The sequence below is a fragment of the Nocardia sp. NPDC087230 genome, from assembly GCF_044744725.1.
Taxonomy (GTDB): Bacteria; Actinomycetota; Actinomycetes; order Mycobacteriales; family Mycobacteriaceae; genus Nocardia; species Nocardia canadensis.
In genome coordinates this window covers 26031-47533 of the sequence record NZ_JBIUYV010000014.1, presented here as the reverse complement: position 1 = coordinate 47533, position 21503 = coordinate 26031, and the positions used below count along the sequence as shown (strand labels likewise).

General features: G+C 71.2%; 24 protein-coding genes. 16 read left to right on the top strand and 8 right to left on the bottom strand.

All coding sequences use genetic code 11. From position 1 onward, the window contains the following. Positions 1–38: 38 nt before the first annotated feature. Positions 39–521 carry a gluconokinase gene (locus ACIO52_RS30030; RefSeq protein ID WP_402648695.1) on the top strand — a complete coding sequence of 161 codons (483 nt, stop codon included), beginning with the start codon at positions 39–41 and terminating at the stop codon, positions 519–521. Here the strand turns inward: ACIO52_RS30030 and ACIO52_RS30025 are convergent. After that, complete coding sequence (locus ACIO52_RS30025) at positions 512–1258, bottom strand: M50 family metallopeptidase (protein WP_402648618.1); 747 nt, start codon at positions 1256–1258, stop codon at positions 512–514. The two genes, ACIO52_RS30030 and ACIO52_RS30025, sit on opposite strands and share 10 nt — an antisense overlap. A 9-nt stretch (positions 1259–1267) precedes the next feature. Continuing rightward, complete coding sequence (locus tag ACIO52_RS30020) at positions 1268–1873, bottom strand: pyridoxamine 5'-phosphate oxidase family protein (protein WP_218717421.1); 606 nt, start codon at positions 1871–1873, stop codon at positions 1268–1270. Between the two features lie 133 nt (positions 1874–2006). Between ACIO52_RS30020 and ACIO52_RS30015 the strand changes: the two genes are divergently transcribed. After that, complete coding sequence (locus tag ACIO52_RS30015; RefSeq protein ID WP_402648615.1) at positions 2007–2834, top strand: NADPH-dependent oxidoreductase; 828 nt, start codon at positions 2007–2009, stop codon at positions 2832–2834. A 12-nt stretch (positions 2835–2846) separates the two neighbouring features. Here the strand turns inward: ACIO52_RS30015 and ACIO52_RS30010 are convergent, their stop codons facing one another. Further along, positions 2847–3839 (bottom strand): LLM class flavin-dependent oxidoreductase, encoded by a 993-nt coding sequence (locus ACIO52_RS30010; RefSeq protein ID WP_402648612.1) that lies wholly within the window; start codon positions 3837–3839, stop codon positions 2847–2849. A 146-nt stretch (positions 3840–3985) separates the two neighbouring features. Between ACIO52_RS30010 and ACIO52_RS30005 the strand changes: the two genes are divergently transcribed. Together ACIO52_RS30005 and ACIO52_RS30000 are read left to right on the top strand one after the other, a co-directional pair. Next, positions 3986–5401 carry an amino acid permease gene (locus tag ACIO52_RS30005; protein ID WP_402648609.1) on the top strand — a complete coding sequence of 472 codons (1416 nt, stop codon included), beginning with the start codon at positions 3986–3988 and terminating at the stop codon, positions 5399–5401. A 133-nt stretch (positions 5402–5534) separates the two neighbouring features. Beyond that, on the top strand, positions 5535–6542 hold the full coding sequence (locus tag ACIO52_RS30000; RefSeq protein WP_402648606.1) for a hypothetical protein: 1008 nt from the start codon (positions 5535–5537) through the stop codon (positions 6540–6542). A 3-nt stretch (positions 6543–6545) separates the two neighbouring features. On the opposite strand, the gene ACIO52_RS29995 is transcribed toward ACIO52_RS30000, so the two are convergent. The 3 genes from ACIO52_RS29995 to ACIO52_RS29985 form a co-directional block, all read right to left on the bottom strand. Further along, positions 6546–7409 (bottom strand): class I SAM-dependent methyltransferase, encoded by an 864-nt coding sequence (locus ACIO52_RS29995; protein WP_402648603.1) that lies wholly within the window; start codon positions 7407–7409, stop codon positions 6546–6548. 120 nt (positions 7410–7529) lie between these two features. Next, positions 7530–8963 carry an MDR family MFS transporter gene (locus ACIO52_RS29990; protein WP_218717448.1) on the bottom strand — a complete coding sequence of 478 codons (1434 nt, stop codon included), beginning with the start codon at positions 8961–8963 and terminating at the stop codon, positions 7530–7532. Positions 8964–9050: 87 nt separating this feature from the next. Next, positions 9051–9803, bottom strand: coding sequence for an IclR family transcriptional regulator (locus tag ACIO52_RS29985; protein WP_316574631.1), 753 nt, complete (start codon positions 9801–9803; stop codon positions 9051–9053). A gap of 213 nt (positions 9804–10016) precedes the next feature. Here ACIO52_RS29985 and ACIO52_RS29980 point away from each other — a divergent pair, with 213 nt between their 5' ends. Genes ACIO52_RS29980 through ACIO52_RS29945 form a run of 8 tightly spaced genes read left to right on the top strand, consistent with a single transcriptional unit; the run spans position 10017 to position 17594 of the window. After that, a complete protein-coding gene (locus ACIO52_RS29980) occupies positions 10017–11054 on the top strand; it encodes an NrtA/SsuA/CpmA family ABC transporter substrate-binding protein (protein ID WP_218717426.1) in 1038 nt (345 codons plus the stop codon). Between the two features lies 1 nt (position 11055). Then, positions 11056–11871: an ABC transporter permease gene (locus ACIO52_RS29975; protein ID WP_316574633.1), complete on the top strand. Its 816-nt coding sequence runs from the start codon at positions 11056–11058 to the stop codon at positions 11869–11871. Continuing rightward, a complete protein-coding gene (locus ACIO52_RS29970) occupies positions 11868–12632 on the top strand; it encodes an ABC transporter ATP-binding protein (protein WP_218717428.1) in 765 nt (254 codons plus the stop codon). Before ACIO52_RS29975 ends, ACIO52_RS29970 begins: the two co-directional genes overlap by 4 nt. After that, positions 12629–13654: an ABC transporter substrate-binding protein gene (locus tag ACIO52_RS29965; protein WP_402648598.1), complete on the top strand. Its 1026-nt coding sequence runs from the start codon at positions 12629–12631 to the stop codon at positions 13652–13654. Before ACIO52_RS29970 ends, ACIO52_RS29965 begins: the two co-directional genes overlap by 4 nt. Continuing rightward, complete coding sequence (locus ACIO52_RS29960; RefSeq protein ID WP_316574635.1) at positions 13651–14751, top strand: LLM class flavin-dependent oxidoreductase; 1101 nt, start codon at positions 13651–13653, stop codon at positions 14749–14751. The genes ACIO52_RS29965 and ACIO52_RS29960 overlap by 4 nt, the downstream gene beginning before the upstream one ends. Next, complete coding sequence (locus ACIO52_RS29955; protein ID WP_402648595.1) at positions 14748–15917, top strand: LLM class flavin-dependent oxidoreductase; 1170 nt, start codon at positions 14748–14750, stop codon at positions 15915–15917. The genes ACIO52_RS29960 and ACIO52_RS29955 overlap by 4 nt, the downstream gene beginning before the upstream one ends. Positions 15918–15933: 16 nt before the next feature. Beyond that, on the top strand, positions 15934–16653 hold the full coding sequence (locus ACIO52_RS29950) for a class II aldolase/adducin family protein (RefSeq protein WP_402648592.1): 720 nt from the start codon (positions 15934–15936) through the stop codon (positions 16651–16653). Further along, a complete protein-coding gene (locus tag ACIO52_RS29945) occupies positions 16650–17594 on the top strand; it encodes an ABC transporter substrate-binding protein (RefSeq protein ID WP_218717433.1) in 945 nt (314 codons plus the stop codon). The genes ACIO52_RS29950 and ACIO52_RS29945 overlap by 4 nt, the downstream gene beginning before the upstream one ends. A 57-nt stretch (positions 17595–17651) precedes the next feature. Here the strand turns inward: ACIO52_RS29945 and ACIO52_RS29940 are convergent, their stop codons facing one another. Continuing rightward, positions 17652–18200 (bottom strand): hypothetical protein, encoded by a 549-nt coding sequence (locus ACIO52_RS29940; RefSeq protein WP_316574638.1) that lies wholly within the window; start codon positions 18198–18200, stop codon positions 17652–17654. A gap of 93 nt (positions 18201–18293) precedes the next feature. Here ACIO52_RS29940 and ACIO52_RS29935 point away from each other — a divergent pair, with 93 nt between their 5' ends. Further along, positions 18294–19457: a histidine kinase gene (locus ACIO52_RS29935; RefSeq protein ID WP_316574639.1), complete on the top strand. Its 1164-nt coding sequence runs from the start codon at positions 18294–18296 to the stop codon at positions 19455–19457. Then, the gene (locus ACIO52_RS29930; protein WP_402648588.1) at positions 19454–20095 is read left to right on the top strand and encodes a response regulator; all 642 of its coding nucleotides are present in this window, start codon (positions 19454–19456) and stop codon (positions 20093–20095) included. Before ACIO52_RS29935 ends, ACIO52_RS29930 begins: the two co-directional genes overlap by 4 nt. 68 nt (positions 20096–20163) lie before the next feature. Here ACIO52_RS29930 and ACIO52_RS29925 read toward each other — a convergent pair whose 3' ends face one another. After that, a complete protein-coding gene (locus ACIO52_RS29925; RefSeq protein ID WP_316574641.1) occupies positions 20164–20310 on the bottom strand; it encodes a hypothetical protein in 147 nt (48 codons plus the stop codon). A 278-nt stretch (positions 20311–20588) separates the two neighbouring features. Here ACIO52_RS29925 and ACIO52_RS29920 point away from each other — a divergent pair, with 278 nt between their 5' ends. Beyond that, a complete protein-coding gene (locus ACIO52_RS29920; RefSeq protein ID WP_218717450.1) occupies positions 20589–20870 on the top strand; it encodes a hypothetical protein in 282 nt (93 codons plus the stop codon). A 41-nt stretch (positions 20871–20911) separates the two neighbouring features. Next, entirely contained in the window at positions 20912–21496 is a 585-nt protein-coding gene (locus ACIO52_RS29915; protein WP_402648585.1) for an NAD-dependent epimerase/dehydratase family protein, read from the top strand. Positions 21497–21503: the final 7 nt, after the last annotated feature.

The following is a 21503-nucleotide window of genomic DNA, read 5'->3' as shown; positions in this document are numbered from 1 at the left end:
ACGAGGAGGTCGGTGTGGTGCAACCCGTCATCGTGGTGATGGGCGTGTCCGGATGCGGGAAGACGACCGTCGGCGCGCTCACCGCCGAACGGCTCGGGGTGCCCTACGCCGAGGGCGACGACTTCCATCCCATCGAGAACATCGAGAAGATGGCGGCGGGGATCCCGCTGACCGACGAGGACCGCGCGCCCTGGCTCGACATCGTCGCGGGCTGGCTCGGTGAGCATCAGGAATCCGGCGGTGTCGCCGCGTGCTCGGCTCTGCGGCGCACCTACCGTGACCGACTCCGCCGCGGCGCCCCGAACACCTACTTCGTGCACTTGGCCGCGGGCCGCGAGGAACTGCTGCGCCGGATGACCGGCAGGCTCGGCCATTTCATGCCGACGGCGCTGCTCGATTCCCAGCTGGCCACGCTGGAACCACTACAGCCCGACGAAGCGGGGATCACCCTCAACGCGCTCGAGCCGCCGACCGTCCTCGTCACCGAGGCCGTCGAGGCCTGGCGCGCTGCTCACCGCTGAAGCAGCGGGTGCAGCTGCTGGACCGGCGCCAGCAGCAGTGCACCGCCGACCACCAGCGCGGCCAGGCACAGCACCGCGAAGATCCCCACCCACAGCAGCGCGGGCAGATGGGTGAGCCGGGCCAGCTGGTCGGCGTCGGAGGCGGTGTGACCGGGCTGCCTGCGGCGGCTGCGCTGCAGTTCGATCACCGGGCGGACCGCGGCGGCCAGCAGGAACCAGGCGGCGAGATAGGCGAACGCGGCCTGCATCTGGTCGGTTCCGAACCAGGACACCCCGAACACCAGCGCGCCGAGCACGGCCACGGTCAGCAGCCCATAGATGTTGCGGACCTTGATCAGCACGGCGGCCAGCATCAGCAGCGTCGCCCACAGCATCAGCGTCACCCGGCCCGACCCGAGCAGCGCCGCGTACCCCAGCCCGAGCAGCGCGGGCGCCGGATAGCCCGCGGCGGCGGTGAGGATCATGCCGGGACCGGTCGGCTTGCCGCTGGACACGGTCAGGCCCGAGGTGTCGGTGTGCAGGGTGATCGCGTGCAGCCTGCGCCCGGTGAGCAGGGCGACCAGCGCGTGGCCGCCCTCGTGCGCCATGGTGACCGCGGCCCTGGTGAGCCGCCACAGCGGCCGGTAACCGACCAGGACGAGCGCGACGGCGGCGGTGGCGAGCACCAGCCACCAGGCGGGCGCGGGTTGGGTGGCGAGGAGACGATCGAGCAGCGAGCTGGCGGATCCGGTGTTCACCGCCGCACTTTAGCCGTCCACGGCGGGTGGCGTGGGTTCGCGCGTGAGCTGGGACGGCAGTGGATGATCCGGTTCCAGCGCCGGCAGGCCGTCGATGCTGGTGGCGTTGTCGCCGGCGATGCGGCGGGCGAAATCGGCGTCGGTGCGGCGGGTGTGCGCCTCGTCGAGGATCGAGCGTTCCTCGACGAGGTCGAGATAGGGCACCGACCAGCCGCACGAGTCGGCGATCCGCTCCACCGACACCACGACCACCGCCCGGATACCGGGGTGGTCGGTGCCGAAATGATCACGCAGCGTGGCGAATTCGGCCGAGTCGGGCCGCACCACGCGGCCGGTGCCGAACAGCCGCAGGATGCGGGCGGTGCGGGTGAACGAACAGAACATCACGGTGATCCGGCCGTTGTCGCGCAGATGGGCGATGGTTTCGGAGCCGCTGCCGAACAGATCGAGATAGGCGACGGTGTGATCGTCGAGGACCGCGAAGGTGTCGCGGTAGCCCTTGGGGGAGACGTTGACGTGGCCGCCGGCCGAGGGCGCGGTACCGACGAAGAACATCGGCTGCTCGCCGATGAAGGTTCGTAGTCTGTCGTCGATCCGATCGAACACCTTGCCCATGACGCACTCCCTCGTCCCACCCGTCGGTGGGTTCCCCCGCACCACTGTATCGATCGGCCGTGCCGGGGTCGTCGTTCGGTTCACGCTGAGGGTTACCGCAGACGTGCGCGGCCCGTGCGGCGACGATGGCGAGATGACGCAGACCGCCCCCAGCCCCGTCCACCTCGTGCAGCAGCGTTACGCCGATCCGGCGACCGAGGTTCCCGCGCAGTGGAACCCGGTGCTGGAGGTGCTGCACAGCCACAAGTCGGTGCGCCGCTACCTGCCCGATCCGGTGCCGCCCGCGACGATCCGGCTGCTGGTCTCGGCCGCGCAGTCCGCGGCGACGTCGTCGAATCTGCAGGTGTGGAGCGTTGTCGAGGTGCGCGATCCGGCGCGCAAGGCCCGTCTCGCCGAGGTCGCCGGTGGGCAGGAGCACATCGTGCAGGCTCCGGTACTGCTGGTGTGGACGGCCGACTTCGCCCGTCTGCGCCAGCTCGCCGACGATCGCGGCGTGCCGCTCGACGGCGCCGACTACCTCGAATCCAGCTACGTCGGTTTCGTCGACGCGGCATTGGCGGCGCAGAACGCGGTGGTCGCCGCCGAATCCCTGGGCCTGGGCACCGTCTACATCGGCGCGCTGCGCAACGATCCGGAGCGGGTGGCCGCCGAGCTGGGGCTGCCCGACCACGTGTTCGCGGTCTTCGGCCTGGTCGTCGGCCATCCCGACCCGGCCGAGGGAACCCGGGTGAAGCCGCGCCTGCCGCAGGCCGCCGTCCTGCACCAGGAGACCTACGACCTGGCCGGTCAGCGCGCCCCGATCGACACCTACGAGGAGCGGATCGGCGAGATCTACGCCGACCAGGGTCTGCCGTTCTCCTGGACCGAGCGGGTGCTGGCCCGGCTCGCGTCGGTGGCCTCGCTCAACGGCCGCCACCGCCTGCGGGAGTCGTTGCAGACCCGGGGATTCCGGCTGCTGTGAGCCGGGTCCGGCTCAGCCGTTGATCGCCTTGCTGCTGAGCTCGAGCGAGCGGATCCTGGCGTCGATGTCGTAGACGAGGGTGTTGAGCATCAGCTCGTCGGGCGCGGTGGCGGCCAGCAGCGCGGCCGCCTGTTCGCGCACCGTGTCCGGCGAGCCCTGCAGCTGACCGGCCTTGCGCTGCTCGGCGAAGCGGCGCTCGGCGTCGCTGCCGGGGAAGGCGGCGGCCTGCGCCGGTGTGGCGAGTGCCTGCGGGCGGCCCGCGCGCAGTTGGGCGAAGGCGAGGTCGCGCGGCGCGGCGAGCCGGTCGGCCTCGGCATCGGTGTCGGCGCAGATCGCCGAGGCGGCCACGATCGTGTACGGCTCGCTCAGCACGTCCGAGGGCCGGAAGTTGTCGCGATAGAGGGCCAGCGCGGCGGCGGTGTTGTCCGGGGCGATGTGATGGGCGAACGCGAAGGGCAGCCCGAGGACCGCCGCCACCTGGGCGCTGTAGCCGCTCGAGCCGAGCAGCCACACCGCCGGTTCGGTGCCGCGGCCGGGGCTGGCGACGATGCCTTCGCCGTCGGCGCCGCGGAAGAACCCGATCAGCGCGGTGAGCTCGCGGGGGAACGACTCGCCGCCGAGCCCTTCGGCGCTGCGGCGCAGGGCGCGCGCGGTCACCGGATCGGTGCCGGGGGCACGGCCGATCCCCAGATCGATCCGGCCGGGATGCAGTGCCTCGAGCGTGCCGAACTGCTCGGCCACCACCAGAGGCGGATGGTTGGGCAGCATCACCCCGCCCGAACCGACCCGGATGCGCGAGGTCGAGGCCGCCAGATGCGCCAGCACCACCGCGGGCGCCGAGCTGGCGATGCCGGGCATGTTGTGGTGCTCGGCCACCCAGAATCGGCGAAAGCCCAGTTCCTCGGCGTGCTGGGCCAGCCGCGTGGTGGCGCGCAGGGCATCGCCCGCGCTCACGTCGGCTTGCACCGGCGCCAGATCCAGAACCGACAGCGTGACCGCGCTCATGAGCCTCCTCGACCGTGACGAACCCCCGCAAGGGGCAACTCGTGCGCGGCGGCCGGTATTTCCGTGCCCGCGGTGGGGGTGACTGGGGCCACGCTTGCCGGGCGGTAGCGTGCAGGACTGATCGACGCGACGGAAGGACACGATCCATGTCAGCTGACGGCCCCGGGCTATCCACCGCAGCCGTGCAGGCGCCCACTCCGACGACCGAATCGGAGGGCTACGCGCGGGGGCTGAGCCCGCGCACCATCCAGATGATCGCCATCGGCGGCGCGATCGGCACCGGCCTGTTCTACGGCTCCGGCGCCGCCATCGAGCAGGCCGGGCCGTCGTTGATCCTGGCCTACCTGGCCGCGGGCCTGGCGATCTTCGTCATCATGCGCGCGCTCGGTGAGTTGCTGACCTATCGACCGGTGTCGGGCAGCTTCGCCGAATACGCGCACGAATTCCTCGGCCGCTTCGCCGGTTTCGCCACCGGATGGTCGTACTGGGCGGTGTGGGTGTCGACCTGCATGGCCGAGATCACCGTCGCGGGCAAATACGTGCAGTACTGGTTCGACATCCCGCAGTGGGTGACCGCGCTGGTGGTGCTGGCGGTGCTGTTCGCCGCGAACCTGATCTCGGTCCGGATCTTCGGCGAGGGCGAGTTCTGGTTCTCGGCCATCAAGGTGACCGCGATCCTGGCGATGATCCTGATCGGCATCGGCGTGCTCGTGTTCGGCTTCGGCCATGCCGCGAACCCGACGGTGACCAACCTGTGGGCCGACGGCGGGGTCTTCCCGCACGGCTTCGGGCAGACCCTGCTGGTGCTGCAGATCGTCGTGTTCGCCTATGTGGGTGTGGAACTGGTGGGTGTGACGGCCGGGGAGGCCCGCGATCCGAAGGCCACCCTGCGCAAGGCGATCAATACGCTGCCGTTCCGCATCGGCCTGTTCTATGTCGGCGCGCTCGTGGTGATCATGTCGGTGGCGAGCTGGCGGACCTTCCACGCGGGCCGCAGCCCGTTCGTGGAGGTGTTCGAGCAGATCGGTATTCCCGCCGCCGCGGGCATCATCAACTTCGTGCTGCTCACCGCGGCGCTGTCGTCGTGCAACTCCGGCATCTACTCCACCGGCCGGATGCTGCGCAGCCTCGCGCTGCGCGACGAGGCGCCCGTCGGCTTCGCGAAGCTGAGCAAGCAGTCGGTGCCGTTCACCGGCATCTGCGCCTCGGCCGCGGCGATGGTCATCGGCGTCGTGGTCAACCTGATCTCGCCGGACAAGGCCTTCGCCTACATCACCTCGGTCAGCACCGTCGGCATCATCGTCGTGTGGGGCGTGATCCTGATGTGCCACCTGAAGTATCGCGCCAAGGTTCGGGCGGGGGAGCTGCCCGCCAGTGACTACCGGCTGCCCGGCGCGCCCGTGACGAACTGGGCCGCACTGGGATTCCTCGGCCTGGTCGTGGTCCTGCTGCTGTGGACCGACGGTGGGCGCACCGCGCTGGTCGTCGGCGCGGTCTGGGCGGCGCTGGTGTGCCTGGGCTACTACGCCTTCGGCCGCCGCGGCGTCGCGCACACCGGCTGAGCAGCACCCCCGTTTGCTGGAAAGCCGCTGGCAGACAAGCGTTTTCTGTCATACCCCACCGGTATCGTCGAAGGGTCACACAAACGAGCCCGGCGCGAGTGTGGCCGGGCGGTGCGAGAACGGGGGCACGGGGATGAGTGACGACGACCGTGGCGATCTGCAGCCACCGAGCAGGCATGGGACCACCTGGCGGGAATCGGAATACCGGGTCCTGGCCGATGATCTGCGCGCGGGGGCCGACCTGGCGCGCACCGCGAGGACGGTGGGGCGCACCGAGTCCGCGGTGCGCGCCGCCCTCCGCAATTTCGTGCCACCCGAGGAACGGGTGCCCACGGCCGAGCGGGAACGCTGGATTCGCGGCAGGCTGGTCGCCGAGCCCGAATGGGATTGGTGGGCAGTGGTCGTCGATCAGCACCGCCGCACCCGCAGCGGGCTGTGGTTCACCCGGCACGAACACTGCGCCCGGATCGGCTGGCGCCGACGCACGCCGATGACCGCGCTGGCGCAGGAATTGGGGACCTCGGAGCTGTCGGCGGCCGAGCTGCTGCGCTCGCTCGGGCTCGTCGCGAGCATCGAGGAGGCGGCCGACCAGCTGGGCGCCACGCCGGGACTGGCCCTGGCCAAGCGGGTCTCGGCCCGCCGCGACGACGCCGTCGGCGCCCGGTGGATCCTGGTGATCGACGGCGCGGCGGGCACCACCCGCTCCCGCAACGCCCCGGTCCGCAGGCAGGTCTCCCTGCACGAGACCCGCGCGGCCGCCGAGGCAGAACGCGATCGGGTGCTGGCCTGGCACGCGCGCGTCGGGGCCGGCGAACCGGAATCGACGGTGTGGTGGACGATCGCCGAGCGCGGCCTCGGCGCGACCACCGGCCACACCCGCTGCGGCACCTTCGATCCCACCGCGGCGTTCGGCGGCCCGGTCCGGGCCGAGGCGCTCACGGTCGGTGACGTCATTCGCGTCGGCGTCCCCGACGGCGGCTTCCTCCAGGACCGGATCACCGCGGTCGCGCAGGAGGGCCCGGGCGCGCCGATCGTCGTCGACCTGGCGCCCGTGGCCAATTCACGGGTACGCCGGGTCGTCGAGTTCGCGCCGGGCGAGGTCGTCGACGTGGTGCGTGGCCTGGCGGAACGCGCGAGCTGACGCTCAGTGCCGAGGTGATCCGCGCAGCACCGCCCGGATCACCTCGGTACGCAACGGGAAGTCGAACTCGCCCTGTGCGGTCTCCGGTGTCGCGCGCAGGTAGTCCCGGATGCGGTCGAGCAGCGCGGTGCGCTGCTCCGGGGAGATCACCACGGTGTGCGAATGGGTGCCGATCGTCGTTACCAGCGATTCGGCGGTGCGTCGCTGTGCGTGCGTGAACTCCGCCTTCTCGAATGCCGTGAACAGTGGATGCGCCGGGAGCTGGTCCTCGGTCTCGGACGGGGTGAACGACACCGCCGACCGGGAGATCCGCTGGAGCCCGGCCACCCACTCGGTGCTGTCGTCGTCGGTATTCCAGAACGCCGCGAACACCCCACCCGGCCGCAGGACCCGCGCGATCTCGGGGAACGCGCTGTCCTGATCGAACCAGTGGAACGCCTGCCCGGCGACCACCGCGTCCACCGAGTCGTCGGGCAGCGGAATCGCCTCCGCCGCACCGGCGAGCGCCCTCACCGCCGGATACCGCCGCACCAGCTCCGCGAGCATCGCCGCATCGGGTTCGACCGCGATGGCCGTCGCTCCGGCCGCCAGCAATCCGTCGGTCAGCTTGCCGGTGCCCGCGCCCAGATCGAGGACCACCGGGTCTGTCCGCCCGACCCGGGCCAATGCCCACCGGATCGCGGCCGCCGCGTAGTCCGGCCGGTGCTCGGCGTACACCGCGGCCTGCGCCCCGAACGACCTCGCCCGACTCGCCCGTCGCCCCGCCGGATCCGTCGAATCCCCTGTTCCCCACACCGTCTCGACCCTACCGGCGCGCACCCCGGCGGTGCAGCGCAGCTCCGCCGGTGGCGTCCGATCGTTCGGCACTGCGCCGAGAGCTCGCGTGGCCGAGCGGGTTCGATCGGCCCAGTATCTAGCGCGGGTGTCGTGGCCGCTGGCAGTGAGGGTTCGGTGCCGCGACCGAATGCTCGTGCGGCGTAGCGGGGATCAGTCGACCTGGACGTCGGCGGGGGCGGTGGGCCGTGCGCCGGGCATGGTGGCCGCGGCGGCGAGCAGGACGACCGACATGGCCAGGAGGGTGACGAACACCAGGTGGATCGCGTCGGCGAGTTCGCCGGGGTCAGGGCGGTCGGCCGCGTCGACCCGCGCGTTGACGACGGCGCCGAAGACGGCGACGCCGACCGCGCTGCCGATGGAGCGGGCGAACATGGTCGCCGAGGTGACGACGCCGCGCTCGGACCAGGCCGCGTCGGTCTGGGCGGCGATCAGCGTCGGGTTGGCGACCAGGCCCATGCCCGCGCCGATGAGGAAACAGGCGCCCGCGAGCTGCCACGGACTCGCGTGATCGCCGATCGGGAGCAGCGTCAGGCAGCCGAGGACCGCGATCACGCTGCCGATGAGCGCGGTCGTGCGGAAGCCGAGTCGCAGGTAGAACCGGCCTGCTTGGGAGGCGGTGATCGGCCAGCCGATGGTCAGGGCGCCGACGGTGAGGCCGGCGAGGGTGGCGGTGGTGCCGAGGACGCCCTGGGCGAAGGTCGGGACATAGGAGGTGAGCCCGAGCACGATCGCGCCGATCAGCATCGACACCGCGCTCGCCGCGACGACCACCCGGCGGGTGAAGATCCACAGCGGCAGAATCGGATTCGCGGTGCGGTGCTCGACGACGCCGACGACGACCAGCACGACGGCGCTGCCCGCGAACAGCGCCAGGCTGACGGGGGAGTTCCACGCCCACGACTGGCCGCCCTCGAGCAACGCGAGGATCAGCGCGCCCGCGCCGAGGGTGAGCAGGGCCGCGCCGAGATAGTCGACGTGTCCGCGCGCCCGGCGCGGGGCCGGCTCGGTGAAGTTGCGCAGCAGCATCACCCCGGCCAGCGCCGCCAGCGGCAGGTTGACCAGGAAGATCCAGCGCCAGCTGGCGAAATCGGCGAAGGCGCCGCCGACCAGGGGGCCGAGCACCGCCGATCCGGCCCACACCCCGGCCAGATAGCCCTGTACCTTGGCCCGCTCGGGCAGGGTGTACAGGTCGGCGGCGATGACCATCGTCATCGGCTGGATCGCGCCCGCGCCGATGCCCTGGATCGCCCGGAACGCGATCAGCGCCACCATGCTCGTGGCGAGCCCACACAGCAGCGAGCCCAGCGCGAACACCGCGATGCCGAACAGGATCACCGGTTTGCGGCCGACGGTGTCGGCGATCTTGCCGTAGATCGGCACCGTCACGGCCTGGGTGAGCAGATAGATCGAGAACAACCACGGGAACAGCGCGAATCCGCCGAGATCGCTGGTGATGGTCAGGACGCCGGTGGCGATGATCGTCGAGTCCAGCGCGATCAGACTCGTCGACATCATCAGCGAGGCCAGGATCGCGCCGCGTTCGGAGCGCAGCCCGACCGCGGGACCTGCGGTATCGGTCGCCACCACCGCTCCCTTCATGAGCTCAACTAAACAAATACAAAGTATCGTCCCAGGAATTCGGGTGCACCCGAACGGACCCAAGGGGCGCGGTCAGTCCGCGGCGGCGGCGAAGGTGGCGGCGATATCGGCCGCGGTCACCTTGGCGAGTTCGACGAAGAACGGCACCCGTTCGTCGATCATCAGCGCGACCGGCCCACGCAGGCCGAGCGCGAAACGGCACCGGCCCTGCGGGTCGAGGATGGGCATGCCGATGGTGCGGTAGCCCGGATCGAGCTCCCGGTCGTTGAAGGCGTAGCCGCGGGCCCGGGTCGCGACCAGTTCCGCGCGCATCTCCTCGGCGTTCGACACCGACCGCTCGGTGCCCTCTTCGTAAGGAAGGGAACGCAATTCGTCGTTGTCGACGTCGGACCATGCGAGCAGTGCCTTGCCGAGCGCGCTCGCGTGCAGCGGCAGGCGCACGCCCTGTAGCTCGTGCCCGTCGCTCTCGCGCCAGCGGCTCGTGCCGAGCAACACCGCGTGGATGCCGTGGCGGGTGGCGACCGACCCGGTGGCGCCGGTGGTGGCCGCGAGCTGCTCGAGATACGGCTCGGCGAGGTAGATCTTGTGCTGGCGGTAGGCGATCTGCCCGTACTCGGCCAGCGCGCCACCCATGCGGTAACGGCTCGATTCGGCGTCCTTCTCCAGGAATCCGGCCTGCACGAGGGCGCTGAGCAGTCGGTGGGTGGTGCTCACCGCCAGGCCCTGGGCGCGCGCGACCTCGGAGACGCCCCGTTCCTCGCCGCCGCGGAAGCAATCGAGTACCGACAGGGCCCGGGTCACGGTCTGCACGCTGGAGGTCTCCACGGAGCCGACGGTAACACAGCGGTTCGGCGAGACGCCTCGTCATCTTTCCGATATTCGGAAAGGGATGGGGGTCTGTCGCGGAAGTGGCTATAGATCGCCCGATCGGCGGCTGTCAAGCTTTCCGATCCTTGGAAAGACATACCTCGTTCGGCGACAGGGCCGCTCCTACGCTGCGAAAGCACTACCCGCCCTTCCCCGAACACAGGAGCCCCGATGTCCCGCAGGCTGCCGGCCTTCTCGAGGATCGCGCTCGCGATCGTCCCCGTCGTCGCCCTCGTCGCGGCGTGTGGCTCCGGCTCCACGCCCGAACCGGGCGCGCAGGCCTCGTTCGTTCTCAAGGTCACCGATCCGGGCAATACCGGACCGCTCGCGGTCGGCAAGCGCGACGGCACTTTCGACGCGGCCCTGGCTCCGCTCGGCGCGAAGATCCAATGGGTCAGCACCACACCGGGTTTCAGCTCGATGCTGAAACTGTTCAACACCGAGGAGCTCGACGTCTCCGGCGCCGCGTTCAGCCCCGTCGTGGGGGCGCTGTCCAAGGACGTCGGCGTCAAGATCGTCGCCGTGGCCGATCCCGCCGGTCAGGATCAGAGCGGCATCGTCGTCACCCCCGAGTCCGGGGTCACCTCGGTCGCCGGGCTGGTCGGCAAGCGGATCGCGGTCAACCCCGCGGGCAAGGGCGAGTACATCACCCTGAAAGCCCTGGCACAGGCCGGCATTCCGGCCGACGAGGTGACCAGGGTCCCGCTGCAGCAGAAGGACGCCGCCTCGGCCTTCGCCACCGGCAAGGTCGACGCCTGGGCCTCGTTCCTGGTGCCCTACCAGGAGGCCAAGGCCGCCGGCGCCCGCGAGATCGTCACCGAGAAGGCCATCGGCTCGCACGACAACACCGTGGTCGTGTTCCGCACCGAGGTCCTCGAGCAGCGCCCGGACGTCGCCGCCAAGTACCTGGAAGTGCTGCAGGGACTCACCGCCGAGCAGAAGGCCGCGCCCGCCGACTTCGAAAACGTCTTCGACAAGACCGGTCCGCGCGCGCTGACCGGTGACCGCCTCGCCGACGCCGTGCGGGTGGGCTCCGAGGTCACCGTGCCGCGCCTGCCCGCCGAATCCGACGCCGCCGCCCTGGCCGACGTGGTGAACACCTTCGCCGACAACGGCGTGATCAGCCGTCGGATCACCGCCGCCGACATCTTCTACGACCTGCGCTCCAAGCTCAGCCCCGAGCAGCTGGCAGCACTGAAGGAAAAGTGACATGACCACCCTCGAACTGGCGCCGCCGCTGGCCCGGGTCACCGGGCAGCGTCCCCGGTGGCTGTCCCTCGGCCTGCGTGCCGCGCTGCCCGCGGCCGTCGTGGCGGCCTGGTGGGTCGGCTCGGCGAGCGGGGCGATCTCGCCCCGGGTGATCGCGAGCCCCGGCGCGGTCTGGGCGGCCTTGCTGGAACTGCTCGACGGCGGCCGGCTGATCGACTTCGCGCTGGCCTCCTTCGGCCGGGCCGCCGCCGGCGTCGCGATCGGCGTCTCGGTGGGCCTGGTGCTCGGGCTGCTGTCGGGGCTGTCGAGCCTCGGCGAGGAACTGGTCGACTCGACGATGCAGATCGTGCGTGCGGTGCCCTTCCTCGCGCTGGTCCCGCTGTTCATCTCGTGGTTCGGTATCGACGAGCTCTACAAGGTGCTGCTCATCGCGGTGGCGACCACCGCGCCGATGTATGCCTACACCTATCTGGGCGTGCGCAATGTCGACCGCAAGATGGTCGAGGCCGCGCGCAGTTTCGGACTCACCGGCACCCGGCTGGTCGCCGAGGTGATCGTGCCCGCCGCGCTGCCCGGCATCCTGATGGCGCTGCGGATCTGCCTGTCGATCAGCATCACCGGCCTCATCGCCGCCGAGCAGGTCGGCACGCAGGAGGGCGTCGGCTATCTGGTGACGCTGGCCCAGGAATACAACCGCACCGACTACATGGTGCTGTGCGTCGTGCTCTACGCGCTGCTCGGTCTGGTGTTCGACGCACTCGTACGGCTCGCGGAACGCTACGCGATGCCCTGGCGCAAGCAGGTGGCGATCCGATGACCACGACAGCGGCCGCGCCCGTCGAGCCTGCGGTCGATCAGCAGGCGCCGGTGGCGGTCTCGATCACCGGGCTGCGCAAGGCCTTCGGCGACAAGACGGTGCTCGACGGCGTCGACCTGACCATCCGGCGCGGCGAGTTCGTCGTGCTGCTCGGTCCGAGCGGCACCGGCAAGACCACGCTGCTGCGCCTGCTCACCGGCCTGGAGGTGCCCGATGCCGGGGAGGTGCTGGTGCCGCCGCGCCGCACCACGGTCTATCAGGAGCCCCGGTTGATCCCGTCCAAGCGGGTGCTGGCCAATGTGCTCGTCGGCCTGCGCCGCACCAAAGCGCAGCGCGAAGCGGGTCTGCGGGCCCTGAGCGAAGTGCACCTCGACGGCAAGGCGGGCCAGTGGCCCGCCACCCTGTCCGGCGGCGAGGCCCAGCGCGCCGCCCTGGCCAGGGCCCTGGTCCGGGAACCGGAACTGCTGCTGCTCGACGAGCCGTTCGCCGCGCTGGACGCGCTGACCCGGCTCCAGATGCAGGACCTGGTCGGCGATCTCGTCGCCCGGCACCGCCCCGCCGTCCTCATGGTCACCCACGACGTAGACGAGGCGATCCGGCTCGCCGACCGGGTGATCATCCTCGACCACGGGCGCTTCGCCGTCGACGAGGCCATCGACCTGCCCCGGCCGCGTGACCACGCGGCACCCGAAACCCTCGGTTACCGAACGCAATTCCTCGCCCAACTGGGCGTCGGACCACACATCAGGAGCCTGTCATGACCGAAACCCTGTGGTACACCCGCTGCCCCGTGCCGACCGCGAGCGGTCTCGCGCACAGCCTCGGCTGGCTCGGCGAGACCGCCGCGAGCGCCGGCCTCGACTTCGGTGTCCTGCAGGACGCGGGCCCCGAACTCGCCGGCCACCATTTCCTGCACGATCTGTCCGGACTGATCCGCGAGGGCGGCAACGTGCCCGCGCTGGCGGCCCGGGCGCAGGGCTCGCCCACCCGGCTGATCGGCCTGACCTGGATCGACGAATCCCAGGCGATCCTCGTCGGCCCCGACTCGCCGGTCACCGACGCGGCGGGCCTGGCCGGACTGCGGCTCGGCGTGCCCGCCTGGGCGCAGGACCAGGCCCGCAGCTTCCCGCGGGCGATGGCGCTGCACGGTTTCGCCAACGCGCTGCGCCCGGCCGGGCTGACCTTGGCCGACGTGCGCGTCACCGAACTCGACGTCGACCGGGATCCGCAGGTACGCACCGCGATCCAGTCGGCCCGCCGGTCCACCACCTGGGGTGTCGAGGAACTGCTGGCGGGCACGGTCGACGCCGTCTACGTCAAGGGCGCCCGCGCGCAGGAGGTCGCGCGGGAGCACGGGCTGCGCGTCGCGGTCGACCTGGACGCCTCGGCCACCAAGCACCTGCGCGTCAACAACGGGACCCCGCGACCGATCACGGTGCACGCGGACCTGCTCGAATCCCGGCCCGAGGTCGTCGTCGGCTTCCTCGCGCAGAGCCTGCGCGCCGCCGACTGGGCCGCCGGGGACCTCGACGGGGTCCGCGCGGTACTGCAACGCGAAACGCTGTCCGGCCCCGAGGGTGTCGTCGCCGCCTACGGCGACGAGTTCCATCGTGGGCTGCACCCGTCGCTGAGCGAGGAACGCATCGAACTGCTCGGCGTGCAGAAGCAGTTCCTCTACGCCCACGGCTTCCTGGCCGCGGACTTCGACCTCGAATCCTGGGTCGCCGCCGAGCCGTTGGCCCGGGCGAAGGAACTCGTCGCCGCCGAGCGGGTGCCCGCATGACCGAGTTCGTCTGGACCCTGCCCAGTCGGGGCGACGGTCGCCGCGCCGTCCCCGCGCTGCGCGGTCGTGGCGGATTCGGGCCGCAGGCGCCGCGCACCGAGGCCACCGATGTGCGTCCCGGCCGGTTCGGCCCGTTCGACGATCTCGCCCAGATCGTCGACGCCGCGGAACTCAACGGCTTCGACGGCGTACTCGCGCCCTATGATCCACTCGGCGAGGAATCCTGGATCGTCGCCGGCGCCGCGCTGCGCTCGACCCGCTACGCGCGGGTCACCGTCGAATTCCAGCCCGCCTTCGGCACACCGGTGTACGCGGCCAAGATCTCGGCCACGCTGCAGCGGCATTCGCGGGGCAGGCTGAACTGGCGGCTCGCGGTCGAGACCGACGACGCCGAGGCCCGCTCGCGCGGCGACCAGGTCGGCGGGGACCAGCGCTACCGGCGCGCCGCGGAGTTCCTCACCGTCGCCCGCGGGGTGTGGAACGAAACCGAGGTCGGCGCGGCCGGATTCGCGGGCACCGGGTTCGAATACGCGGGGCAGTACTACGACGTGGTCGACGGCGGGTTCCGTGGCATCCTGTCCGGCCTGCCGTTCCCGACGGTCCATCTGAGCGGCACCTCGGCGGCCGCGCTGGAGCTGTCGGCCGCGCACGGCGACGTCCACGTCTTCGGCGAGGAACTCGACGGGATCTCCCGCGCCGCCGCGGAACTGGGGGAGCGGGCCGCCGCCGTGGGCCGCCGGGTCCGGGTGGCGCTCGACCTGCCGATCATCGCCAGGGAGACCGAGGACGAGGCCTGGGCGCGCGTGCACCGTCAGTGGGAGGAGCTGGGCCGCACCGATTCCGCGGCCGCGCACGCTCTCGGCGACGGCCGCTGGGCCGGCTTCGACGCGCTCGGCTACGGACAGCGCATCGGCCTGGTCGGCAGCTACGAACAGGTGGCCCGTCAGCTGTCGGTCTACGAGCTCGCCGGCGTGCAGAGCTTCGTGCTGTCCGGTCATCCGCAGATCGAGGAGATCCACCGCGCGGGCGAACACCTGCTGTTCCTCGCCGACCCGGCAGGCCGCACCCTCAGCACCGCGCAGGAGCTCACCGCATGACCATCGACGTCTACTGGCGCATCGGCATGGAAGGCGACCACGCCTCCCTGCGTACCCCGCGCCGCTACAACCGCGGCAACGCCGGCGGCTACGGTCCCGGCAATCTCGCCCCCGCCATCCGCGGCGGCGCCCTGGACGAGTACAGCTATCTCGACCACGTCGCCGCCGTCGCCAAGGCCTCCGAATCGGCGGGCTTCCTCGGCGGTCTGCTCCCGTCGTTCCCGGTGACCGACGATCCGTGGGCCGTGGCGTCCGCGCTGGCCGCCGAGACCACCACCTACCGCTTCATGGTCGCCTTCCAGCCCGGGTTCCTGCACCCGGTGCAGGCGGCCAGGATGTCGGCGAGCCTGCAACGCGCCACCGGCGGCAGGCTGGTCTACAACATCATCAGCGGCGGCGGGGGACCGGCGCAATTGTGGTGGGGCGACAAGGTGTCCCACGACGACCGCTACGCCCGCACCAGCGAATTCCTCGACGTCCTGCGCGGTGTGTGGGACGGCGAACCGTTCGACCACGACGGTCGCTTCTTCCGCACCGCCGGGGCCGCGCTGCCGTCCGGTCTGGCCGGGCAGCCGTTCCCCGAGGTGTACTTCTCGGGGTCCTCCGGCGCCGCGGTGGCCGCCGCGGGCCGCCACGCCGACTACTACCTGTCCTGGCTCGAGCCGTTCGCGGACCTGCGCGCCAAGTTCGACGGTGTCCGGCGCAACGCCGAAACACTCGGCCGTACACCGAAGTTCGCGGTCCGCATCGACGTCGTCGCCCGGCACACCGAGGAAGCGGCCTGGGCCGAGATCGAGAAGGGCTGGGCCTTCGTCGACCGCGACGCCGCCAACCGCGCCGCCCAGGGCGACTCGGTCGGCGCGGCCAGGATCGCCGGCTGGGTGCCCGAGACCATCACCGGCTACCGCGATCTGGAAGTCCAGCCCAATGTCTGGTGCGGCTTCAGCCTGATCCGCGGCGGACCCGCCTTCGGCCTCGTCGGCAGCTACGAGCAGGTCGCGCAGCGGCTCGACGAACTCATCGACCTCGGCGTCGACGCCTTCATCCTCGCGGGCAACCCACACCTGGAGGAGGCCTACCGGGTGGGCGAGGAAGTGCTGCCCCTGCTCGGCCGATCCCGGCTCACCACCCCGTCCACCGACACCGTCCTCGCGACGGTCCGATAATCATAGGAGTCCTTCGATGACCACCACCGAAACCCGTCTGCCGGAGGCCGTCACGGCCTTCGTCGCGGCGGCGACCCGCGACGCCGAGACCGCGTTCCGGGTGTTCCGCGAGACCGGCACCGTCACCGGCAACGGCACTGTCAACTTCGTCGAGCGGGTGCCGGGCGAGGAGATCGCCGTCGCGCTCAACGAGCCCGGCCCGTGGGCGGCCGAGCGCACCGTCGAACCCGTCGTCGCCACCTTCGACGGGCACGTGCTGTCCGGCAAGGGATCCGCCGGTTTCGTGACCGGCTACGCCGAGGTGTTCCGCGCGCATCCGGAGATCACCTCCGTCGTGCACATCCACACCCCGTGGCTCGGTGGCTGGGCGCAGACCCATCGCACCCTGCCCATCCGCTACGCCGCCGCCCAGCGGCTGACCCTGTCGCGGGAGATCCCGCCGCACATCGACCGCACCATCGGGGCGGGCGAGTTCATCCTGAACAAGCTCGAGACCGACCCGCACCTGGTCGCGATCTTCGAGGCCAACGGTGGTGCCAATGTGCTCGGCCGGGCCGGACTGCTGGAACTGGCCGAGTTCGTCGTCCTGCTCGAGGAGGGCGCGCAGTATCAGGCCATCGCCGAAACCCTCGGCGGCTCGGTCGAATTCGATCCCTCCAATCTCGCGGTGCAGTGGCGCCGGAGCGGCCTGGCCGAGGAGGCCCGTCGGCTCGGCCTGATCGGAGACGCCCGATGAGCCTGCGCGTCGGGTACTTCCCGCACAACAACTCGCTGTTCGTCCTGCGCCACCGGGGCATCCTGGAGCGCGCGATCCCCGACGTCGAGTGGGTCGATCTGCGCGCCCTGCCGCAGGCCGAGCGCGTCGACCCCACGACCGGTCTGCCCGGCGAGCACTCGGATTGGCTGTTCACCGAAGGCGGCTACGACATCATCGGCACCGGCTTCACCCCGCCGTTGACCGCGCTGGCCAATCAGCGCGACATCGTCTACCTCGGCATCTCCGGCCCGCGGGTGGAGAACGGCAGGCTGGTGGCGACCGCCGCGAGCGGCATCACCTCCGCCGCCGACCTGAAGGGCAAGCGGGTCGGCATCGCGCACGGTTCGTGGCAGACCACACTGCTGCTGTTCGCCCTCGACCGGGTCGGGCTCAGCTGGGCCGATGTCGAGCCCGTCGACGTCGACGTGCGCGGTGGCGGCGCCGCGCTGCTGTCCGGGGAACTCGACGCGTGGGTCGGCACCTATCCCGGCCTGCGGGAGGTCGAGGCCGCCACGGAGTTGACCACGCTGGTCGACACCGCGTCGGTGTTCAGTCACCCGTCGCTGTGGTTCACCCGCCGCGATCTCGCCGAGCACAACCGGGCCGCGGTCGAGGCGGTGCTGGCCGCGCTGCAGGAGTCCGACGCCTGGATCGTCGCCGACCCGCGCGCGGCCGCCCAGTACTTCGTCGACGACGCGCGGTCTCGCGACCTGCCCGCCGACCTGGACGCCTGGGAAGCCGCGCTGCGCGGCCGCCCGTTCGGCGTGCACCCGGTGAGCGAGGACTTCCTCGACGAACAGCAGCGCGCCGCCGACCTGCTCGCCGCCAACGGTCTGCTCCCGCGCGCGGTCGACGTGCGCTCGGCGGTCCTGCCGTGGATCGGGGAGATCCTGGCCGAGAAGGCGCCCGCCGCCGTCTGAGCTCCAGCCGACGATGCCCCGGAACCGAATCGGTCCCGGGGCATCGGTCGGTGTGGGTCAGTCGCGCTGGGAGCCGGTGACCCACACCGGTCCGGTGAGCAGCCAGATCACGGTGATCACCCCGAGCGAACCGAACACGCCCATGAGTTGCTCGCGCTGCTGGGCGTCGGCCACCGTGTAGCTCAGCGCCAGTGTGAGCGCGCCGGCGATGGCCGCCGCGCCGAGCCAGCGCGCGAAGTCGGCCCACTCCTTGCGGGTGCGTTCGGGACCGTACTTCGGCACCTTCACCGGCGGCGGTCCACCGGCGAAGCGGTAGGCGAAGCGCGCGTCGAGCCATTCGATCAGCCGATGCCCGAACATCACCGTGCAGCCGAGATAGATGCCGGCCAGCCGGTGGGCGAAACCCACCTCGCCGCCGCGGTGCAGATCGATGGCCACCGCGACCACCAGGACCACGTCCAGCACCGGAACCAGCGCCAGCGTCACCAGGCCCGCGCGGCGCAGCCGCACCACATAGCGCAGCAGCAGACCACCCACCACCAGCACCCAGAAACCGACCTCGCACGCGGCGATCGTCAGCAGTACGGGGTTGTTCAATGCGTCCATTTCCCTACTGTGCCGGGCCCACCGGTGCGTCGTCGTCCCGCTGACGGCGCGGGTGTGGTCCACCTTTCGGGGGACCCGAGGCGCGGTCGCGGTGTGCTGAAATGGGGCATGCCCGCTGCCCGCCCGTCCCTGTCCCGGCTCGTGGCGGTGTTCGACACCGCGACCGCGGCCGCCGTCGGGGTGTTCCTGGTCGGGGTGCTGTTGTGGGTCGCCGGCGGCTGGCCGGTGGTGATGGATCGCGATCTGTATCCGGCCGCCGCGAAGCTGGCGCTGCTGTGCGCGGCCTTCGCGATCCAGCTGACCGCGCAACGCAGGCCCGGCCTGGCCTTCGGGCTGATGGTCGTGCTGCTGGCCGGTGACTTCGTTCTCGGACCGTCGTTGCCACTGTGGATCGCGCTGTCGGACGTGATCTACCTGGCCGTCAGCACCGGATCGGATCGGCTCGGCGCGGTGGTCGCCGGGTTCGCGCTCGCGGTGACCGCGGGCGGAGCTCTGCTGGCGCTGACCGTGCTGGGGCTCAGGGCGGCCATCTACACCGTGCTGATCGGTGTCGCGATCACCTGGTCACCGGTGGGCTACGCCCGGTCGGTGCGGGCCTCGCGCCGCATGGTCGGGGTCGAACGCGCCGCGGCCAGAGCCGAACTCGCGGCACGCGACGCCGAGCGGTCGGCCGCGCTCGGTGACGAACGCAGACGGGTCGCCCGGGACCTGCACGACACCGTCGCCGGTCACCTCTCGGCGGTCGCGATCCTGGCCGAGGTGGCGCAGAAGAAGCCCGGTGATACCGCCGTCCTGCAATCGATCCGCGCGGGCAGCCTGGCCGCGCTCGACGAGATGCGCGCGACGATCGACCTGCTGACCTCCCCCGGCGACACCGCCGTCACGGCGCGGCTCTCCTCCCTGGACGGGCTGATCGATGCCGCCGAGGCGGCGGGCGGGACAGTGACCCTGCGACGCCAACCCGACCTGCCGCTGTCCACCGCCGTGGAAGCGGTGCTCACCCGCATCCTGAGCGAGACGATCGCGAACGCGACCAAGCACGCGCCGGGCGCGCCACTGGCCATCGACGTGCGCCGCGACGCGGGCCGGGTGGTCGTGACAGCCGCGAATCCGATCCCGCCGGGTCGGCCCGAGGGGGAAGGAAACGGATTGCGCAACATGATCTTCCGCGCCGAATCGATCGACGGCACTCTCACCGCGGGCGCCGAGGACGGCATCTGGCGCGTGCGCGCGCGGCTGCCGCTGGGGGAGCGATGACGGTCACGGTGGTGGTGGCCGACGATCACGCCACGATCCGGGCCGGGATCACCATGCTGCTCGAGTCGTCCGGGCAGATCCGGGTCGTCGGCGAGGCCGGCGACGGTGTCGCCGCGCTCCGCCAGACCCGCGCGCTGCGTCCGGACGTGGTGCTGATGGACGTGCGCATGCCGCGCGTCGACGGGCTGGAGGCCACCGCGGCGGTCGTCGCCGAGACGGACGCGAAGGTCCTGGTGCTCACCACCTTCGCCATCGACGACTACGTCCTGGGCGCGCTCGCGGCGGGCGCGAGTGGCTTCCTGCTCAAATCCGTCGGTGGCGACGAGCTGGTGCGTGCCGTCCTCGCCGTCGCCGACGGTGACGCGGTGCTCGACCCGAAGGTGACCCGCGCGGTCATCGCTGCGCTGCCCCCGGCGACGACACAGGCGCCACCGGACCTGTCCGCCCTCACCGACCGCGAACGACAGGTGCTCGCCGGTCTGGGGGCCGGGCTGTCGAACCAGCAGATCGGCGGCCGCCTGCACATCGGCGAAGCCACCGTGAAGACCCACGTCTCGCGGGTACTGACCAAACTCGGTGTGCAATCGCGCGTCCAAGCCGCGGTGATCGCCACCCAGGCGGGGCTGGAACCGTCCTGACCGCGCTACGGCGATGCCCCCGCGGACCGGTGTCGGTCGCGGGGGCATCGGGGTCGGCGGGGCGGTGATCAGCGTGCGGGGTGTGGGTCCGTCCGATCGTGACGGATCCGTCGAGATTCAAACCAATAGGTCAGGGAGACGGTGGCGTAGGAAGCCACGACCACTGCTGCGGTCACCAGAAGAAACGCGACGATCAAGGAAATCAGGAAAGCCATGTGCCCTCCTCGCGGTACGGTAGATATGCGATGAAGGTGGTGGTCAGCGCCTCGTCGCGCCGATTCCGGACAAGCCCCGCGCTGTCGATAGTAGGGGCACGGCGCGACGGTGACACGGCCCGACGAGTGTGACGCCGGTCATGATCGTCGCGGAGTGTCGGCTACCCCATCGAAGCGGCCTGAGGTTGAATGTTCAATGGATCTGGGGTTCTACCGCGTCACGAGTTCTCGACATCGGCTTCACCACGAACATCCGACGAAGGAGCACGATCGTGAGCATGATCCTGGCTGTGTTGGACGGCGCTGTTCTCGCGCAGGTCGGCAATCCCACGCCGGAAGCCCCGCCGATGGCGGAGAAGATCTTGCAGTTGGGCCGGTACTTCACCTGGATGATCCTGCTGTCCGGCGTCACCGCCATCACCTACGGTGGCGGCCGGTTCGCCTGGGAGAAGTGGAGCGGCGGCGGTCTGCAGTCGCCGAAGATGATCGCCAGCGCCATGGCGGGCGGCGCGGTGGCGACCAGTGCGGGCACGATCATGAACGCCGTGATCGGGGCCTGACCACCGGCCCCGTGGCGCGCGGCCCCGGCTAGGGTCGGGGCGTGCGTATCTTCCTCGCCGGCGCCACGGGCGTCATCGGAACGCGATTGCTGCCGTTGCTGATCGGCGCGGGCCATGAGGTAGCCGGCCTGACGCGCTCCCCTGGCAAGGCGGCGGCGATCCGCACCGCCGGAGCCCAACCGATCGTGCACGACGTCTACGACGCGCCCGGCCTGGCCGCGGCGGTCACCGCCTTCGCGCCCGATCTGGTCATGCATCAGCTCACCGACCTCCCCGACGATGTCGCCGAGCTGGCGAGCTCCGGCGAGGCGAACGCGCGCATCCGCACCGAAGGCACCGCGAATCTGCTGGTCGCGGCCGCCTCCGCCGGCGCGGAGCGCTTTCTCGCCCAGAGCATCGCCTGGCAGCCGCCCGCGGGCCGCGGCGCGGTGATCGCCGCGCACGAGGCCGCAGTGCTCGGCGCGGGTGGTGTCGTGCTGCGTTACGGCCAGTTCTACGGTCCCGGAACGTATTACGAGTCGACCCCGCCGCAGCATCCGCGCGTCCACGTCGACGCGGCCGCCGCGCGCACGGTGGCACTGCTCGACGCGCCCACCGGGACGGTGGTCGTCGCCGAGCCGCAATAGACGAACG

Bases quoted from the DNA above. Each gene is read 5' to 3' on its own strand.
- ACIO52_RS29930 (WP_402648588.1), top strand. From the start codon at position 19,454: ATGACGGTCACGGTGGTGGTGGCCGACGATCACGCCACGATCCGGGCC.
- ACIO52_RS29925 (WP_316574641.1), bottom strand. From the start codon at position 20,310: ATGGCTTTCCTGATTTCCTTGATCGTCGCGTTTCTTCTGGTGACCGCA.
- ACIO52_RS29965 (WP_402648598.1), top strand. From the start codon at position 12,629: ATGACCGAAACCCTGTGGTACACCCGCTGCCCCGTGCCGACCGCGAGC.
- ACIO52_RS30030 (WP_402648695.1), top strand. From the start codon at position 39: ATGGGCGTGTCCGGATGCGGGAAGACGACCGTCGGCGCGCTCACCGCC.
- ACIO52_RS29960 (WP_316574635.1), top strand. From the start codon at position 13,651: ATGACCGAGTTCGTCTGGACCCTGCCCAGTCGGGGCGACGGTCGCCGC.
- ACIO52_RS30020 (WP_218717421.1), bottom strand. From the start codon at position 1,873: ATGGGCAAGGTGTTCGATCGGATCGACGACAGACTACGAACCTTCATC.
- ACIO52_RS29945 (WP_218717433.1), top strand. From the start codon at position 16,650: ATGAGCCTGCGCGTCGGGTACTTCCCGCACAACAACTCGCTGTTCGTC.
- ACIO52_RS29955 (WP_402648595.1), top strand. From the start codon at position 14,748: ATGACCATCGACGTCTACTGGCGCATCGGCATGGAAGGCGACCACGCC.
- ACIO52_RS29975 (WP_316574633.1), top strand. From the start codon at position 11,056: ATGACCACCCTCGAACTGGCGCCGCCGCTGGCCCGGGTCACCGGGCAG.
- ACIO52_RS29980 (WP_218717426.1), top strand. From the start codon at position 10,017: ATGTCCCGCAGGCTGCCGGCCTTCTCGAGGATCGCGCTCGCGATCGTC.
- ACIO52_RS29920 (WP_218717450.1), top strand. From the start codon at position 20,589: ATGATCCTGGCTGTGTTGGACGGCGCTGTTCTCGCGCAGGTCGGCAAT.
- ACIO52_RS29970 (WP_218717428.1), top strand. From the start codon at position 11,868: ATGACCACGACAGCGGCCGCGCCCGTCGAGCCTGCGGTCGATCAGCAG.
- ACIO52_RS29940 (WP_316574638.1), bottom strand. From the start codon at position 18,200: ATGGACGCATTGAACAACCCCGTACTGCTGACGATCGCCGCGTGCGAG.
- ACIO52_RS30015 (WP_402648615.1), top strand. From the start codon at position 2,007: ATGACGCAGACCGCCCCCAGCCCCGTCCACCTCGTGCAGCAGCGTTAC.
- ACIO52_RS30005 (WP_402648609.1), top strand. From the start codon at position 3,986: ATGTCAGCTGACGGCCCCGGGCTATCCACCGCAGCCGTGCAGGCGCCC.
- ACIO52_RS30000 (WP_402648606.1), top strand. From the start codon at position 5,535: ATGAGTGACGACGACCGTGGCGATCTGCAGCCACCGAGCAGGCATGGG.
- ACIO52_RS29950 (WP_402648592.1), top strand. From the start codon at position 15,934: ATGACCACCACCGAAACCCGTCTGCCGGAGGCCGTCACGGCCTTCGTC.
- ACIO52_RS30010 (WP_402648612.1), bottom strand. From the start codon at position 3,839: ATGAGCGCGGTCACGCTGTCGGTTCTGGATCTGGCGCCGGTGCAAGCC.